At 65.2% G+C, this 14,796-nt stretch carries 18 protein-coding genes; 17 read left to right on the forward strand and 1 reads right to left on the reverse strand.

Annotated elements, in window-relative coordinates:
• Positions 1–15: 15 nt before the first annotated feature.
• Entirely contained in the window at positions 16–690 is a 675-nt protein-coding gene (locus tag ACFOJE_RS01580) for a LexA family protein (protein WP_377812472.1), read from the reverse strand.
• A 464-nt stretch (positions 691–1,154) separates the two neighbouring features.
• On the opposite strand from ACFOJE_RS01580, the gene ACFOJE_RS01585 reads away from it, so the two are divergent.
• From ACFOJE_RS01585 to ACFOJE_RS01665, 17 genes are all read left to right on the forward strand, one after another.
• On the forward strand, positions 1,155–1,643 hold the full coding sequence (locus ACFOJE_RS01585; protein ID WP_377812473.1) for a phage regulatory CII family protein: 489 nt from the start codon (positions 1,155–1,157) through the stop codon (positions 1,641–1,643).
• Positions 1,636–1,839, forward strand: coding sequence for a TraR/DksA C4-type zinc finger protein (locus ACFOJE_RS01590; protein ID WP_377812474.1), 204 nt, complete (start codon positions 1,636–1,638; stop codon positions 1,837–1,839). The genes ACFOJE_RS01585 and ACFOJE_RS01590 overlap by 8 nt, the downstream gene beginning before the upstream one ends.
• Complete coding sequence (locus ACFOJE_RS01595) at positions 1,836–4,547, forward strand: bifunctional DNA primase/polymerase (RefSeq protein WP_377812475.1); 2,712 nt, start codon at positions 1,836–1,838, stop codon at positions 4,545–4,547. Before ACFOJE_RS01590 ends, ACFOJE_RS01595 begins: the two co-directional genes overlap by 4 nt.
• A gap of 330 nt (positions 4,548–4,877) precedes the next feature.
• Positions 4,878–5,402 carry a hypothetical protein gene (locus ACFOJE_RS01600; protein WP_377812476.1) on the forward strand — a complete coding sequence of 175 codons (525 nt, stop codon included), beginning with the start codon at positions 4,878–4,880 and terminating at the stop codon, positions 5,400–5,402.
• A 397-nt stretch (positions 5,403–5,799) separates the two neighbouring features.
• On the forward strand, positions 5,800–6,174 hold the full coding sequence (locus ACFOJE_RS01605) for a hypothetical protein (RefSeq protein ID WP_377812477.1): 375 nt from the start codon (positions 5,800–5,802) through the stop codon (positions 6,172–6,174).
• A gap of 103 nt (positions 6,175–6,277) precedes the next feature.
• Positions 6,278–6,550, forward strand: coding sequence for a hypothetical protein (locus tag ACFOJE_RS01610; protein ID WP_377812478.1), 273 nt, complete (start codon positions 6,278–6,280; stop codon positions 6,548–6,550).
• 237 nt (positions 6,551–6,787) lie between these two features.
• Positions 6,788–7,177 (forward strand): phage terminase small subunit P27 family, encoded by a 390-nt coding sequence (locus ACFOJE_RS01615; RefSeq protein ID WP_377812479.1) that lies wholly within the window; start codon positions 6,788–6,790, stop codon positions 7,175–7,177.
• Positions 7,140–8,957: a terminase large subunit gene (locus tag ACFOJE_RS01620; RefSeq protein WP_377812480.1), complete on the forward strand. Its 1,818-nt coding sequence runs from the start codon at positions 7,140–7,142 to the stop codon at positions 8,955–8,957. The genes ACFOJE_RS01615 and ACFOJE_RS01620 overlap by 38 nt, the downstream gene beginning before the upstream one ends.
• A complete protein-coding gene (locus tag ACFOJE_RS01625; RefSeq protein WP_377812481.1) occupies positions 8,954–9,127 on the forward strand; it encodes a hypothetical protein in 174 nt (57 codons plus the stop codon). The genes ACFOJE_RS01620 and ACFOJE_RS01625 overlap by 4 nt, the downstream gene beginning before the upstream one ends.
• A 2-nt stretch (positions 9,128–9,129) precedes the next feature.
• Positions 9,130–10,401, forward strand: a complete 1,272-nt coding sequence (locus ACFOJE_RS01630; RefSeq protein WP_377812482.1) for a phage portal protein — start codon at positions 9,130–9,132, stop codon at positions 10,399–10,401.
• Positions 10,398–11,348: a S49 family peptidase gene (locus ACFOJE_RS01635; protein ID WP_377812483.1), complete on the forward strand. Its 951-nt coding sequence runs from the start codon at positions 10,398–10,400 to the stop codon at positions 11,346–11,348. Before ACFOJE_RS01630 ends, ACFOJE_RS01635 begins: the two co-directional genes overlap by 4 nt.
• Positions 11,349–11,409: 61 nt before the next feature.
• Positions 11,410–12,723, forward strand: coding sequence for a phage major capsid protein (locus ACFOJE_RS01640; RefSeq protein ID WP_377812484.1), 1,314 nt, complete (start codon positions 11,410–11,412; stop codon positions 12,721–12,723).
• A 54-nt stretch (positions 12,724–12,777) separates the two neighbouring features.
• Positions 12,778–13,020, forward strand: a complete 243-nt coding sequence (locus ACFOJE_RS01645; protein WP_377812485.1) for a hypothetical protein — start codon at positions 12,778–12,780, stop codon at positions 13,018–13,020.
• 2 nt (positions 13,021–13,022) lie between these two features.
• Positions 13,023–13,574: a hypothetical protein gene (locus ACFOJE_RS01650; RefSeq protein WP_377812486.1), complete on the forward strand. Its 552-nt coding sequence runs from the start codon at positions 13,023–13,025 to the stop codon at positions 13,572–13,574.
• A 1-nt stretch (position 13,575) separates the two neighbouring features.
• Positions 13,576–13,896: a phage head closure protein gene (locus tag ACFOJE_RS01655; RefSeq protein WP_377812487.1), complete on the forward strand. Its 321-nt coding sequence runs from the start codon at positions 13,576–13,578 to the stop codon at positions 13,894–13,896.
• Between the two features lie 9 nt (positions 13,897–13,905).
• Positions 13,906–14,400: an HK97-gp10 family putative phage morphogenesis protein gene (locus tag ACFOJE_RS01660; RefSeq protein ID WP_377812488.1), complete on the forward strand. Its 495-nt coding sequence runs from the start codon at positions 13,906–13,908 to the stop codon at positions 14,398–14,400.
• Positions 14,397–14,780, forward strand: a complete 384-nt coding sequence (locus tag ACFOJE_RS01665) for a DUF3168 domain-containing protein (RefSeq protein WP_377812489.1) — start codon at positions 14,397–14,399, stop codon at positions 14,778–14,780. The genes ACFOJE_RS01660 and ACFOJE_RS01665 overlap by 4 nt, the downstream gene beginning before the upstream one ends.
• Positions 14,781–14,796: the final 16 nt, after the last annotated feature.

Below are 14,796 nucleotides of genomic sequence, written 5' to 3' on the forward strand. Positions count from 1 at the left end.
ATTAAGTCAATACATTTATGAATTGGAAGCGGGTGTCTTTCGGCGGCGATTCATCCAAGAGCCAGTGACGACTCCACAGATCTCGGTACCATCGGGTACGTGGATTATTCGGTTTGGAAATTCAGGGTTGAGTGCGAGGAGGTGAGTGCCGTCTTCAGTGATCTGCAGTCGCTTGAAGGTCGCATGGCCGTCTGGTGTCCTCACGACGATGTCGTCGTTGTGCGCCGGCTCAATGCTCGGATCGACCAATATCAACTCACCAGGGCGATAATCGGGGAACATGCTCATACCGCGTACTTCAAGGCAAAACGCGCGGGAGCTATGGGGGAAGGGACAGTCTAGCCATTCCTCTGCGTAGCCTGGCTCAAACAAGTTGACCGCCTCACATAGAGCGCCTGCCTGCACCCAAGAAATCCTAGGAACCCTTCCTTTAATGTCGGGGCCTGCGGTTACGTTTATGTCGATCTCAGTCTCGAGCTTGCCCGCCAGAAGGGCGGCAGAGTCAAGGCCGAGGGCCTTGGCCAGCTTGTTGACGTTATCGATACGAGGGTTATTCGATTCTCCCGCAAGGATGCGGTGAGTAGTGGGCTGGGGAACGCTGGCACGGCGGGCTAGCTCACCCTCCGACCAGCCAAACTCCTTCAGTTTCTCCGAAAGCAGGCGGCCAATCAGCAGCCCTGAGATTGCCATGATCGGCGGCTCCATATTCTTAAATGAATAATGCGCGATTGTATTGCTTGCAGGAATCCGGCTGTGTATTATCCGTGCAATTCATTTGTGAATTGATGGGGTCTTATATGACCATTCAGGAAATGCTTAGAGCGCTCGGGATGTCGGGCCTCTCGCAGAGCGAGATTGGGGAGTTGACGGGGGTAAGTCAGCCGACAATCTGCAGAGCTCTGGGAGGGGCAGACGTCAAGTATGAGACTGGAAAGAAGATTGAGCGCTTGTATCAAGATCGCTTCAGCAAAAAGAAAGCTGCATAGCTTCAAGGATGCCGGCGCGGGACTCTGACCTCCCACGCCGGCGGGGTGCCTGGTAAGGACTCTGACCTCCTTACTTCGGCTTACGACGACACAGCACGCATCGGTCGTGGTCATAGAGTAGGGCGTGCCCGGCTCGATGGCTACACCGTAAAGGAGCTATTTACGGTTATGAGCCGCACTGACCTTTTGCCGGACGCTGGTCCGGTCCTATCTCTCCGCCAGGCGCTGTATCGTGCCGGGCGCGACTACAAGGGCGGGATAACCGCCCTTTCTCATGATCTGGCGATGGATCTCGATTCCCTGCAGAAGAAACTGAAGCTTAACGAGGAGCGGCGCTGGCCGACCCCCGACGAGCTAGAGGAGATCATTGCCGCTACTCGCGATTCTCGTTTACTCGACGCGCTTGTGAGACCGGCAGGGGCTGTCTGGTATCGCCCGGAGCCCGTAGATGCCACCTGTGATGCTCTCAAGGCGGTAGGCGAGCTGTTACAGACGGAAGGAGCGTTCGTGGGCAGTCTGCATGCCGGCGCCGCGGACAACGTATGGCAGCCACATGAGGTCGCCCTGCTTGAGCACCACGGCAACCAGGTGATCCGGGCGGTTCTCGGCATCATGGCCGGCGCACGGGCCTCGATGGAGGGCCGCTGCGATGGATGAGCGTTACATCGAGCTGGCCGAGCAGGTGCAGGCTGCGCAGTTGCAGCGGGCCATCGACAGCCGCGTGCGCTACCAGGGCGTGAGCGCGCTGGAGTGTGATGACTGCGGCGACAAGATTCCGGAAGCCCGGCGCCAGGCGGTGCCGGGTTGTCGTTTGTGCGTGGATTGCCAGTCGCTGGCGGAGGTGCGCCGATGACTCAGGCAGGGACCGCCACCCCGATTGCCGCCTGGGCGCGGCGTTACATCGAATCCTTCAATCTGGCTCTGGTGCCGATCGATCCAGGCGAGAAGGCGCCGAAGGGTAACGGCTGGAATCAGCCCGGCGGGTATTTCACCGACGCGGCCGAGGCCGAGGCGTTCTGGAGTCGTCACCCGCAGCACAACATGGGCGTGGTGCTCGGCCCGAGTCGGGTGTGCTCGCTGGACGTTGACCATGTGGAGTACGCGCGGCAGGTGCTGCGAGATGTGCTGGGCATGGATCTGGACGCGTTGCCGCCGGTTTACCCGACGCTGGTAGGCAACCCGGCGCGGTTCCGGGTGATGTTCCGCCTGCCGGATGGGGTGGAGTTCAGCCGGCATTCGCTGTCTTGGCCGAACGAGCTGGACCCGGACGGGAGCCAGTTCAAGCAACTGATGGCCGAGGCGCGGCAGGCGAAGGCGGCCGGTGATGCGGCGCTGGAAGCCGATCTGCGGGCGAAGGCCAAGCCGCTGGCTCCGGTGACGGTGTTCGAGCTGCGCGCGGGGCCGGTACAGGATGTGCTACCGCCGTCGATCCACCCGGAGACGGGCAAGCCGTACTCCTGGCGCACGCCGCCGGCGGCCGATGGGCTTCCGGAGCTGCCGCGCGATCTGCTGAACATCTGGCGCAACTGGGATGTGTTCAAGCGCATGGCGCTGGAGGCGTGCCCGTGGGCGCCGAAGGCGGCGCCGGCACCGGTGCGCGCTGCGTCGCCGGCCCGCGCGTCGGTTGGCGATCAGCCATCGGTGATCGAGGCCTTCAACCGGGCGCAGGATGTGGAGAGCCTGCTGAAGGCGCACGGGTACGAGCGGCGCGGGCGGAAGTGGTTGTGCCCGCAGAGCAGCACCGGGTTGCCGGGGGTGACGATCAGCGATGAAGGCCGGGTGTATTCGCACCATGGTTCGGACCCGCTGGCCAACGGGCACATGAATGACCCCTTCGATGTGTTCTGCATCCTGGAGCATGGCGGCGACACCTCGGCGGCGATCAAGGCGGCTGCTCGGCTGCTAGGGTTGGAGCACAAGCGGTCGTCGCCGAGACCGCCAGAGCCACCTGCCGTGGGCGACCTTCCCCCGGCCCCATCCGATGTCGAGGGCGAAAGCGAGGCCGGCTGCTCCGAAGACGGGGGGGCGGGGGAGGGCCTGTCTCTGGCTCGGGTGTTGCGCCGTTACGCCTTGATCGAGGGGACCACGTCGGTGTGGGACTTGGACAAGGCGAAGAAGATGAAGCGGTCGGCGTTCGAGGCACTGGTCGGTAAGGAGATGTTCAAGGAGTGGTCGGCTGTCACCGATGAGAAGCGCAAGAAGCGGGTCAGCGAGGAGTGGGTCCGCGATATCGAGAAGGCTCGGGCGATGGCCGGCAAGGCGGTAGGCGATGACAAGATGCCGCCGCTGGTGCGCTATGTGTACATCGATGGCACCAAGGATGTGTGGGACTACGCGAAGAAGCGGCGGATCTCCGAGGGTGCGGTAAGGATGGCCCTGGGCGATGCGTACAGCCTGTGGCTGAATAGCCCGGAGCGGCGGGTGGTGGACATGAACCACATCGTATTCGATCCGGCGATGACCCATGACCCGAAGACGTACATCAATACCTTCGAGGGGCTACCGTTGCAGCCGGTGCGGGATGACCTGGCGTGCGAGAACCTGCGCTGGCTGATCAGCTTCCTGTGCAACCACGACGAGAAGGCGACCGACTGGCTGACGCGGTGGATTGCCTATCCACTGCAGCACACGGGAGCGAAGATGGACACTGCGGTGCTGATGCACTCGATCACGGAGGGCTCGGGCAAGAGCCTGCTGTTCTCTGTGGTGATGGGGCGGCTGTATGGGCAGTACTCGGCGACGGTCGGTCAGGCGCAGTTGGAGGGGAATTTCAACGCCTGGCAGAGCGGTAAGCTGTGGGCGGTGTTCGAGGAAGTGGTCAGCCGCGATCAGCGGTACAACCAGGTGGGCAAGATCAAGCAACTGATCACTGGGCAGACGGTGCGCATCGAGTCGAAGTTCGTGAACGGTTGGGAGGAGGCCAGCCACATGAACGCTGTGTTCCTGTCGAATGAGATCATGCCGTGGCCGATCAGCGACAGCGACCGGCGCTTCCTGGTGATGTGGCCAGAGGGGAAGCTGCCCGAGGATCGGCAGGCGGCGATCAAGCATGAGCTGGCGAACGGGGGCGTTGAGGCGCTGTATAGCTGGCTGCTGTCGGTCGACCTGGCTGGATTCGATCAGCAGACGAAGCCGCCGGTAACCGAGGCGCGCAAGCGGTTGGTCGCGCTGAGCCGGGCGTCCTGGCAGACCTTCCTGTACCTATGGAAGACCGGCGAGCTGGGGCCGAAGTTGTGGGGCGCCTGCATAGCGTCTGACCTGTATGCGATGTTCATCGAGTGGTGCCAGCGCAACCGCGAGCACACGCTGTCCCAGACGAAGTTTTCGGAGTTCATCAGTACCGACTCCGAGGTGGAGAAGACCCCGAGGAGCATTCCTTGGACGGATGGCACCAACCGGCGGTTCGCCAACTTCTTCTTTCCGTCCTGCGAGCAGGCCTTCCTGCCACCTTCCCTTAGATCGGCCGATCTGGGTGCTCATATCGTCGCCTGGCGTGAGGCTGCGCGGGGCGCGGGCTGGGCTGTCGACTCTTGGGACCATGTGAAGGGGATGGCGGCATGAGTGCGCTTGGATGCGTGGTGAGTGTGTCGGGTTTGTGTCGGGTGGTTTCTGGTGACTCAACACAGCCGAAAGCCGCGTGCTGCGCTGGGTCTATCCATCTGTGTCGAGTGTGTCGGGTTGGCGCGCATGCGCGCGCGCGTGCGTGTGAATCCATGCCGGCTGATGGAAGCAGTTTTTTCTATTACGCGATGACTGATAACCCCGACAAACTCGACACACTCAACACAGACTTACTCAAGGCATTGTTTTTATTTGTTTTTCTGTGTGCCGGGTGTGTGTCTGGTTTGGCTGTTTTGTGTCGGGTTGATTCTGGCGAGGGAGTGCGTGGCCATGATTGAGGCAATCGAGGTGGTGATGACGCACTGGGGCGAGCAAGTGCAGAAGGCCGGCTCGGCCGGGGCGCTGTCCAGCCCGATGGGGACCATCCTCCAATACGGTGGCTGTGCGCCGCGCGGCGGTGTGCCAGGGGCGAGGTTGCTGCTGGCCGGTGCCGGGCCGGATTACGTGGCAAGTGAGGTGGAGGCAGCGCTGGGTGCTGTAGAGCGCAGTCAGGGCGGTATTGCACTCGTCGCGCTCGCTGCCAAGCGGTACGTGAACTACCACGGGCTGACACTGGACGAGCAGGTGTACGACCTGGATCTGGGCCGCGGCGAGGCCGGTCGGAGGGCGTACTTCCGGCAGTTGCACAAGCTGCACACGCTGGTGCAAGCGGAGCTGCTTGATCGGCAGGCTAAGCAGGGCGGTCGTCGCCGCGAGGCACGCCGTGATGGAGAGCGGATGCGAAAGGCAGCGCACAGCCAGGCGCTAGCGGCGCATTCGGCCCGCGGTGCAGAGCTGTTCAAGGGGGACTGCTGATGACCGTTCGTCGGATGACTCGGCGTCAGTCGGCGTCTATTGGTGTTTGTCGGCGTCCGTCGATGAGAACCGAAAACGGGGGCTTTTCGGTTTGTCACTTGAGGGGTACAAAGTTCCCACGATTCGACAGGTACGCCTGACGAGTTGACCGAGCACAGTGCTGTGCACCCTCGACCGTTTCCCCGGTCACCCCAACGCCCGCTCTTGCGGGCGTTTCCCTTTCTGGAGCCCGAGCCCGAGCCCGAGCCCGAGCGCTTGGCTTGGCCGATTCTCCGCCGCTTTCGAAGTAGAGCCGTTGCCCGCCGCGTGCGGGCTTTTTTATTCCTTCGGTCCTGCACCAGTGATGACGGGGCGCGGGCCGACTATCCGCCCGAGAGGGCTATCGAGCATGCAGACAATGACTGAACCCGCCTCGACCGCTGCCGGCGGCATCGCGCTGTACAAGCTGGGCATCCTCGCCGCTATCGGTTCCGCCGTGGTGGCGTTCGTCGTGATGGCGATGACGACCCCGCGCACGACGCGCGAGTTCGTCGTGGCGATGATCTGCACGATCGTCTCCAGCATCTGCGGCGGTGCCGGGGTGGTGCGCTGGTTCGATCTGACCAGCTGGATGCTGGACGACATCGGCATGGTGGCCATCGGCGGGATCATCTTCGCCTGCGGGTTGCCGGCCTGGGTGATCGTGCGGGCCTGGTTCAACTGGAGCGAGGCGCGGCGGTTGGTGCCGCTGCCGGAGATGGTGAAGGAGTTCCGCGATGAAACGGGGATGTGAGTCTGGCCGCGGTGATCGCCGGGGCTCTGCCTCCTACCGTGGCTACGGTCATCGCTGGAGGCTGGCGCGCGAGGATCATCTGCGGCGCCATCCTGAGTGTGTGATGTGCGGCATCAAGGCCGGCCCGCTCCAGCCGTTCGTGGTCGACCACAAGGTGGCGCCCCGGCTCGGTGAGGCGAAGGCAAGCGGCGATCCCCAGCGGATAGCCGATGCCTGGCGGATGTTCTGGGACCGGAGCAACTGGCAGTCCCTCTGCAAGCCGTGCCACGACTCGACCAAGCAGCGACTGGAGAAGTCGGGCCGGCTGGCCGGCTGCGCCGCCGACGGTCGCCCGCTCGACCCGCGCCACCACTGGAACACCCCCAGGGGGGGTTAAAAACTTCGGCCCTCCCGCCACTGAGACCGCCCCGTCCCCTCTGTTCGCAACGCCGGGAAAAATGGGTAGGGGGGGGTATCAACGATTCTGGAGGCCAAGATGGCTGGAAATTTCAACTCTGGGCGGCCTGCAAAGCCGGCAGCACTCAAATTGCTGCAGGGCAACCGCAGCAAGGCGAACCCAATTGACCTGCTCGCCGAGGTGCAATCGCCAGCGGTACCGATCGAAGCACCACCCATGCCCGACTGGCTGAGCGCGGACGCCCAGGCCGAGTGGGCGCGTATCGTCCCCGACCTGCTCACCCTGGGCCTGCTCAGCAAGCTCGACATGATGGCCCTGGCCACCTACTGCGAAGCGGTCGCCGACTGGCAGCGCTTCCGCCGCCTGATCGCCGAGCACAACGCCAAGGCCGATGGTGCTGGCGACATCCAGACCTTCGCCACCGGCGCCAAGCAGATCAGCGTCTGGCGGCAGCTAGCCAACGACGCCGAGAAGCGCGCCAATGCTGCTGGCGTCCAGTTCGGCTTTTCCCCCATGGCCCGCCGCAACCTGAAGACGACGCCGCAGGGCCAGGGAGAGCTATTCCCCAATGAACAACGAGACGCCGCCGCCAGCTACTTCTCCTGACCGCGTCACCGCCTTCGCCCAGGCCGTACTGGCCGGCGAGCTCGTCGCCGGGCCCGATGTGCGTAACGCCTGCCGCCGCCACCTGCGCGACCGGGAGACCGGCGCCCTGCGCGGTCTGGTTTGGGATCAGGCCGCCGCCGACCGCGCCATCGGCTTCTTCGAGGACGTGCTCTGCCTCAACGGTGGCGACTACGAAGGCGAGCCGTTTCTCCTTGCGCCCTGGCAGGCCTTCGTCGTCGGTAGCCTGTTCGGCTGGTATACCGACGATGGCTACCGGCGCTTCCGCACCGCCTACATCGAGACCGGAAAGGGCTCCGGCAAGTCGCCGCTGGTCGCCGGCATCGGCCTGTACGGACTGGTCGCCGATGGCGAGCAGCGCGCCGAGGTATACGCCGCGGCGACCAAGCGCGACCAGGCCATGATCCTGTTCCGCGACGCGGTGTCGATGGTCAGTATGTCTCCGGCGCTGAGCACCCGGCTGGTTCCATCGGGCCGCGACGAGAAGGTCTGGAACCTGTTCTACCCGAACACCAACAGCTTCTTCCGGCCGATCAGCTCCGACGAAGGCCAGTCCGGCCCGCGCCCGCATATCGGCCTGCTCGACGAGGTGCACGAGCACAAGACCGCCACCGTGGTGAACATGATGCGCGCCGGCACCAAGAACCGCCGGCGCGCGTTGATCGTGATGATCACCAACAGCGGTTCCGACAAGAACAGCGTCGCCGGCCAGTACCACGATCTCGGCAAGCGCGTATGCGCGGGCCTCGAGGATAACGACACCCTGTTCGCCTTCATCTGCTCCCTGGACGAGGGCGACGACCCGTTCACCGACGAGGCGTGCTGGGCGAAGGCCAATCCCTCGCTGGACTGGATCCCCGAAGGCAAGAGCGACGGCATCCCCGGCCGCAAGTACCTGCGCGAGCAGGTGGCGGAGGCCCGCGGCTTGCCGGCGAAAGAGGCGGTGATTCGCCGGCTCAACTTCTGCCAGTGGACCCAGGCCGACAACCCCTGGATCAGTTGGGACATCTGGAGCGCCGCCGACGAGCGCGTACCCATGCGGGTACTACGCAACCGCCCGGCGGTGGCCGGACTCGACCTCTCCAGTACCACCGACCTGACGGCCTTCGTGCTGCTGTTCTATCCGACGGCCGTCGACCCGAACTGGCGACTGCTGCCGTACTTCTGGATTCCCGATTACCAGCTCGAGGAGCGCGAGCGCCGGGACAAGGTGCCCTATGCCGTCTGGATCAAGGAGCGGCATCTGGAGACTACCCCGGGCAAGGCGATCAGCAAGCTGCATGTGCTACGGCGGCTACAGACCATCTGCGACTACTTCGATGTGCGACAGATCGCCTACGACCGCTGGCGGATCGAAGACCTGCGTGAGCTGATGAACGAGCACGGCATCTCCCTGCCGGAGATGGTCGGCTTCGGCCAGGGCTTCAAAGACATGGGCCCGGCCGTCGACGAGTTCGAGCGGCGCCTGCTGGGCCAACCGGCAGCGAGCGAAACCCTCGACCTCGGCCCGGAAGACTACCAACTGGTAGCCAGCGAGACCCCGGAAATCGAAACCCTGCGCCATGACGGCAATCCGGTGCTCACCTGGTGCGCCGGAAACGCGATCACCACCTCCGACCCGGCGGGTAACCGCAAGGTCGACAAGGCCAAGGCCATCGGCCGCATCGACGGCATCGTCGCCGCCATCATGGCCACCGGCATCAGCGTCGGCGGCCTCGGTGACGGCGGGACCTCCATTTACGACGAAGGCGTGGGCATATGAAGACTCTGCAACTGCTGTCCTGGCTGACCGGCCTCGCCGGCTTCGGCCTGCTGGTCGCCGGTGTGGCCCAGCTCAACGTCCCGGCTGCCTACATCGTCGCCGGCGCCGGTCTGCTCAGCTGGTCCAAGCTGGCCGACCGGGCGGCCGCCCAGATCAAGGCGGGGGGCTGACCATGTTCTTCTCCAGCCTACTCGGTGGGCAGGGCAACGTGAGCGACGGCACCACTGGCTTCTGGCGTGGCCTGATCGGCAGCGGCCGCAACAGCGCCGGCGTGCGGGTCACTCCGGAAACCGCCCTGGGTCTGCCGATCCTGCAGAACTGCGTCACCCTGCTGGCCGAGAGCGTCGCCCAGCTGCCGCTGGAGCTCTACCGCCGGCAGGACAAAGGCCAGCGCGAAGCGGCCATCAACCATCCGCTGTACGACGTGCTGCGCTACCAGCCCAACGGTTTCCAGACGCCCTACGAGCTGCGCGAGTGCAGCCAGCTCGCTCTTGGTCTGACGGGAAACAGCTTCCTCAGTATCGAGCGGCGGGCGGACGGGAATGTTCAAGCGTTGTGGCCGCTGTATACCGACCAAGTGGTTGCATACAAAGGTCCGGACCTGCTGCCGTACTATCAAGTGGGGTCGAATCCTGAGCGGCTGCCCATGCGGCTGATTCACCATGTCCGCTGGGTGACGCGCAACGGTTATGTCGGTCTCTCGCCGATTGACTTGCATGCCGAAGCGGTCGGCCTGGCCCAGGCGGTGCGGCAGTATACCGGCAAGTCGTTCGCCAACGGCGCGACCGTCTCCGGCGTGATCGAGCGCCCGCGCGAGGCGGCGCCGATCAAGGACCAGGGCACGATCGACCGCATCCTCGACCAGTGGGGCAGCAAGTACAGCGGCATGGACAACGCCAAGAAGGTGGCGATGCTGCAAGAGGGCATGACGTTCAAGCCCATTTCCATGAGCAACGTGGATGCCGACATCGTCAACATCCTCAAGCTCAGCGGCGCCGACGTGGCGCGGATCTACAAGATCCCGCTGCCCATGGTCAACGACCTGGAGCAGGCCAACTACAACACCACCGAGCAGTTGCTGATCCAGTTCGTGGTGTTCGGCCTGCTGCCCTGGCTCAAGCGCCACGAGCAATCGATGATGCGTGACTTCCTACTGCCGCAGGACCGCCGCGACTACTTCATCGAGTTCAACCTGTCCGGCCTGCTGCGCGGCGACCAGAAGAGCCGCTACGAGGCCTACGCCATCGGCCGCCAGTGGGGATGGCTGAGCGTCAACGACATCCGCCGGCTGGAGAACATGCCGCCGGTACTGGGCGGCGACATCTACCTACAGCCGCTGAACATGATCGATGCCGGCAAGGGTGCCCCCGACCTGACCAATCCCAACACGCGGGCGCAGCTCGAGCTGCAGCAGCGCGAAATCGAGAGGATCCTGGCGCAATGAGACAATACCTGCGAGCGTCCAGCCTGCTGTTCAACCAGCCGCTGCTGGTCGCCCCCGACATGCTCGACCTGGGCGTGCGCTGGGCCAACCGGGCGATGAACCTGAACATCATCAACGTCGGACCGGTCGGCGATCCCCGCCTGATGCCCGATGACGACGGCTATGCCGAGCGCCTGGCGGTCGCCGACAGCCAGCGGCGCAATGCCGTCGCCCAGACCGGGATCGAGGTGGTGCCCGTGCACGGCGTGCTGGTCAGCCGGGGCAGCCACATCAACGCCTGCGAAACCATGACCAGCTACGAGGACCTGCGGCAGCAGCTCCGGGCCGCCGTCGCCGATCCGCTGGTCGAGCACATCGTGCTGGACATCGACAGCCCCGGTGGCGCCGCCGTCGGGGCCTTCGAGCTGGCCGCCGACATCCGCGCCATGAGCCAGCAGAAGCCGATCACCGGCATCGTCAACTACATGGCCTACAGCGGCGGCTACCTGATCGGCAGCGCCTGCAGCGAACTGGTGGTCAGCCAGACCAGCGGCGTTGGCTCCATCGGCGTAATCGCCAGCCATATGGACCGCTCCCAGATGGAGGCCAACATGGGGGTGAAGGTCACCACCGTGTTCGCCGGCGCCCACAAGAACGACCTCAACCCGCATGAGCCGCTCAGCGACCAGTCGCTGCAGGTGCTGCAGGACCTAGTGCAGGAGAGCTACCAGCTGTTCGTCAATGCCGTGGCCGACTATCGCGGCCTGTCGGTCGAGCAGGTGATCGCCACCCAAGCCGCGCTCTACCGAGGCCAGGCCGGCATCGCCGCCGGGTTAGCCGACCGCCTGCAGAGCCCGCAGGATGCAGTGGACAACATCTCCCGCGCGGTCTCCATGAGCCGCGCTAACCGCCAGACCGGTCGCGTCAGCGTGCGCGCCGCGGCCATGAACATCCAGTCCCGACTCTGACCGCGTTCGCGGCAGTCCACCAGCCCGCCCTGTGCGGGTTTTTTTATGCCCAGGAGGCACCATGTCTGTACTTCAACTGCGTAGCGAACGCGCCAAGCTCAACGACGAGCTGCAGGCTCTGGCCAAGCTCGAGGCGGGCGGCGAGACGCTGTCGACCGAACAGCTCGCCCAGTTCACCGCGCTGGAATCCCAGATCAACGCCCTGACCGACAAGATCAGCCGTGCCGAGATCGCCGAGCGCGCCGCGGCGGCAGCCGCCGTGCCGGTCACCGAAAGCGCCCAGGGCATCGCTGGCCCTCCGGCTGGCCGTGTCGAAGGCCCCTATGCGCCGAAGCCGGTCGCCGGCGCCAAGATGGCCCAGATGGTCCGCCTGCTCGCGGCGGCCCAGGGCAACCAGCAGCAGGCCGCGCAAATGGCGTCCCAGGGGGGATACCCGACCGATGTCGCCATGGCCCTCTCCACAGTGACCCCGGGGGCCGGCGGTGTGCTGGTTCCGGAAAACTTCGCCACCGAAGTCATCGAGGCCCTGCGGCCGAAGTCGGTAGTCCGTCGCATGGGCGCCGTCAGCCTGCCGCTGAACAACGGCAATCTGACCCTGCCACGCGTGATCGGTAATACCAGTGTCGGCTACGTCGGTACCGAGACCGATATCCCGACGACCGGAATGGCCTTCGCCGACCTCAAGCTGTCGGCCAAGAAGGCGGCCGCCATCGTGCCGATCTCCAACGATCTGCTGGCGTTCTCCGGCGTCAACCCGCGGGTCGATCAGCAGGTGGCCAACGATCTGACCGTCAGCATGGGGCTTTCCGAGGACCTGCACTTCATCCGGGCCGACGGCTCCGGGGTACTGCCGAAGGGGCTGCGCTACTGGGCGCCGGTCGGCAACGTCGTGGCGCAGCCGGCCAGTACCAACCTGGCCGACCTCGACCTGTTCCTCGGCGGGCTGATGCTGCGCCTTGAGACGGCCAACGTCGACCTGGCGGCCTGCGGCTGGCTCATGGCGCCGCGCACCATCCGCTGGCTGCAGTCGCTGCGCGACGGTAACGGCAACAAGGCTTACCCGGAGATCGACCAGGGCCTGCTGAAGGGCTACCCCTTCGCTCTCACCACCCAGATCCCCACCAACCTGGGCGCCAACTCCAACGAGTCGGAGATCTACTTCGTCAACTTCGCCGACTGCTACATCGGCGAGGTGGAGAACCTGGTCATCAGCTTCAGTCAGGAGGCCTCCTACAAGGACGGGGAGGGCAACTGGGTCAGTGCCTTCCAGCGCGACCAGACGCTGGTCCGCGTGATCGCCAAGCACGACTTCGGCCCGCGCCACGTCGAGTCCGTCGCCGTCGGTACCGGCATCACCTGGGGCGCTGGCATGTGATCCCCGCGCCCCGCCTGAGTGCGGGGCGCTCCCTTCCTGAATCGAGGATTCCCCATGAGCAAGCTGATCCCTGTCAAATTCCTCAAGGCCTGGCGCGGCTACAGCGCCGGCGAGACCGCCGGCTTCAGCGCCGAACAGGTCAAAGCGCTGACCGACTCCGAAACCGCGGTACTGGTCACGGTCGACGCGAAAGCCGCCCAGCCGAAATCGACGCCCGCCGCCAAGGTTGCTGCACCCGTGACGCCGGCGGCTGCCGAGGCGCCTGCCGACAGCGGCGCTGACGACGAGAAGCCCTGAGCATGGCCAGGCGCATCGCCTACACCGGAGCGCCGGTGCTGACGCTGGAGCAGGTGGCCGAGCAGTGCCGGCTGGAGCAGGCCGACCTGCAGCAGACCCTGATCGAGCAGATCATCATCCCCGGCGTTACCGCCCAAGCCGAGGCCCGAACCGGCGCGGCGATCCGCGAGGCCGAATACGAGGAGGACTGGCCGGAAACCTACCGCTCCGGCCATGCCCTGGATATCGGCCAGGCCAGCGCGGTGCTGTCGGTCGCCTCGGTGCTGCCGGACGGCACGACGACCCCGCTGGAGGTCAGGATCTACCTGCAGCGCCTAGGGCGGGAGAGCTTTCTGCACTTCCCGGACGGTCGCCCGGAGGGCGTGCTGCGCATCCGCTACCAGGCCGGCGCCGATCTGGAAGCCTACCCGGGCGTACGCTCCTGGCTGCTGGCCCAGGCTGCCAGCGCCTATGCATTCAGGGAGTCCATGATCGCCGGGACCATCCTCACGGAACTCCCGGCATCCTTCATGGATTCGCTGCTGGCCGAAATCACCGTCCCGCCGAGGTTTTGACATGCAGGCCGGCCGACTCCGTCACCGCTGCACCCTGCAGCAGAAACAGCGCACCGCCGACGGCATGGGCGGCGGGCTCGAAACCTGGACTGATCTGCGCTCGCTCTGGGCCGAGATCGCTATTCCGACCGGGCGTGTCGCCACCGTCGCCCAGCAGCTGGAAGCCACCGTGACTGCGGAGATCCGCGTGCGCCTGGCCGCCGACATCCGGGCGGGCATGCGCCTGGTGCACGGGAGCACGACCTACGCCATCGAGGCGGTACTGCCCGACAACGAACGCACGCTGCTCCGGCTGCTGTGCTCCAGCGTACCGCATCCCTGAGGAGTGACCATGGCCAGACGATCTCGCATCCTCGGCGACTTCAAATTGCGCCGCCTGCTGCGCACCATCCACAAGACCATGGACAACGAGCTCAAGCCGGCCATGCAGGAGGGGGCCAACAAGATCCTCGCCGACATGCAGCGCTTGGCACCGAAGGACACCGGGGACGGCGCCGCCGCCCTGACGGCCTTCGTCGCCAAGTCCGGGCTGGACGCCCAGATCGGTCTGCGCGGCAAGAAGGCCAACCGGGAGTTCTACTACCTGAAATACATCGAGTACGGCACCAAGGGCGTCTCCGGCGAGAAGCGTGCGAACGGGCGCCGTCGCCGGAACACCAACAAGAGCGACGGCGCGCACTGGTTCGGTAAGTACCCGGACATCCCGGCCCGCCCGGCGCACCCGTTCATTCGCCCGGCCTACGACCTGAACCGCGACGAGATGGTGGCGCTGATCCGCCAGGCCATCGCCAGCACCCTGGCCCGCGCCGCTGGAGGTGGCCCGTGAGCGATCCTTCGATTGCCGTCCAGACCGGCCTCTACCAACTGCTCACGACCGGGCTGAGCTGCCCGGTCTACGACGCCGTTCCGAAGGATTCCGCGTTTCCCTATGTGACCATCGACTACGAGGTCGCCGCCAACCGTGACTTCCTCGCCAGCCGTATGGACGAGCGCTTCCTGTACCTGTCCGTCTGGTCGCAGTACCCGGGGCAGGCCGAGGTGAAGCGCCTCATGGGCGAGATCGACGCCGCCGTGCACGGCAAGAGCCTTCCCCTGGCATCGGGCCAGTCCACCCGGATCAGCGTCCGGAGCAAGAGCACCAACCGCGAGCCGGACGGCCATACCTACCAGGGGCAGGTCGTCCTGCAGGTCCTGACCCAACACTGACACCCGCTCAACCAAC

The sequence above is a fragment of the Azotobacter bryophylli genome (assembly GCF_042643485.1).
Classification (GTDB): Bacteria; Pseudomonadota; Gammaproteobacteria; order Pseudomonadales; family Pseudomonadaceae; genus Azotobacter; species Azotobacter bryophylli.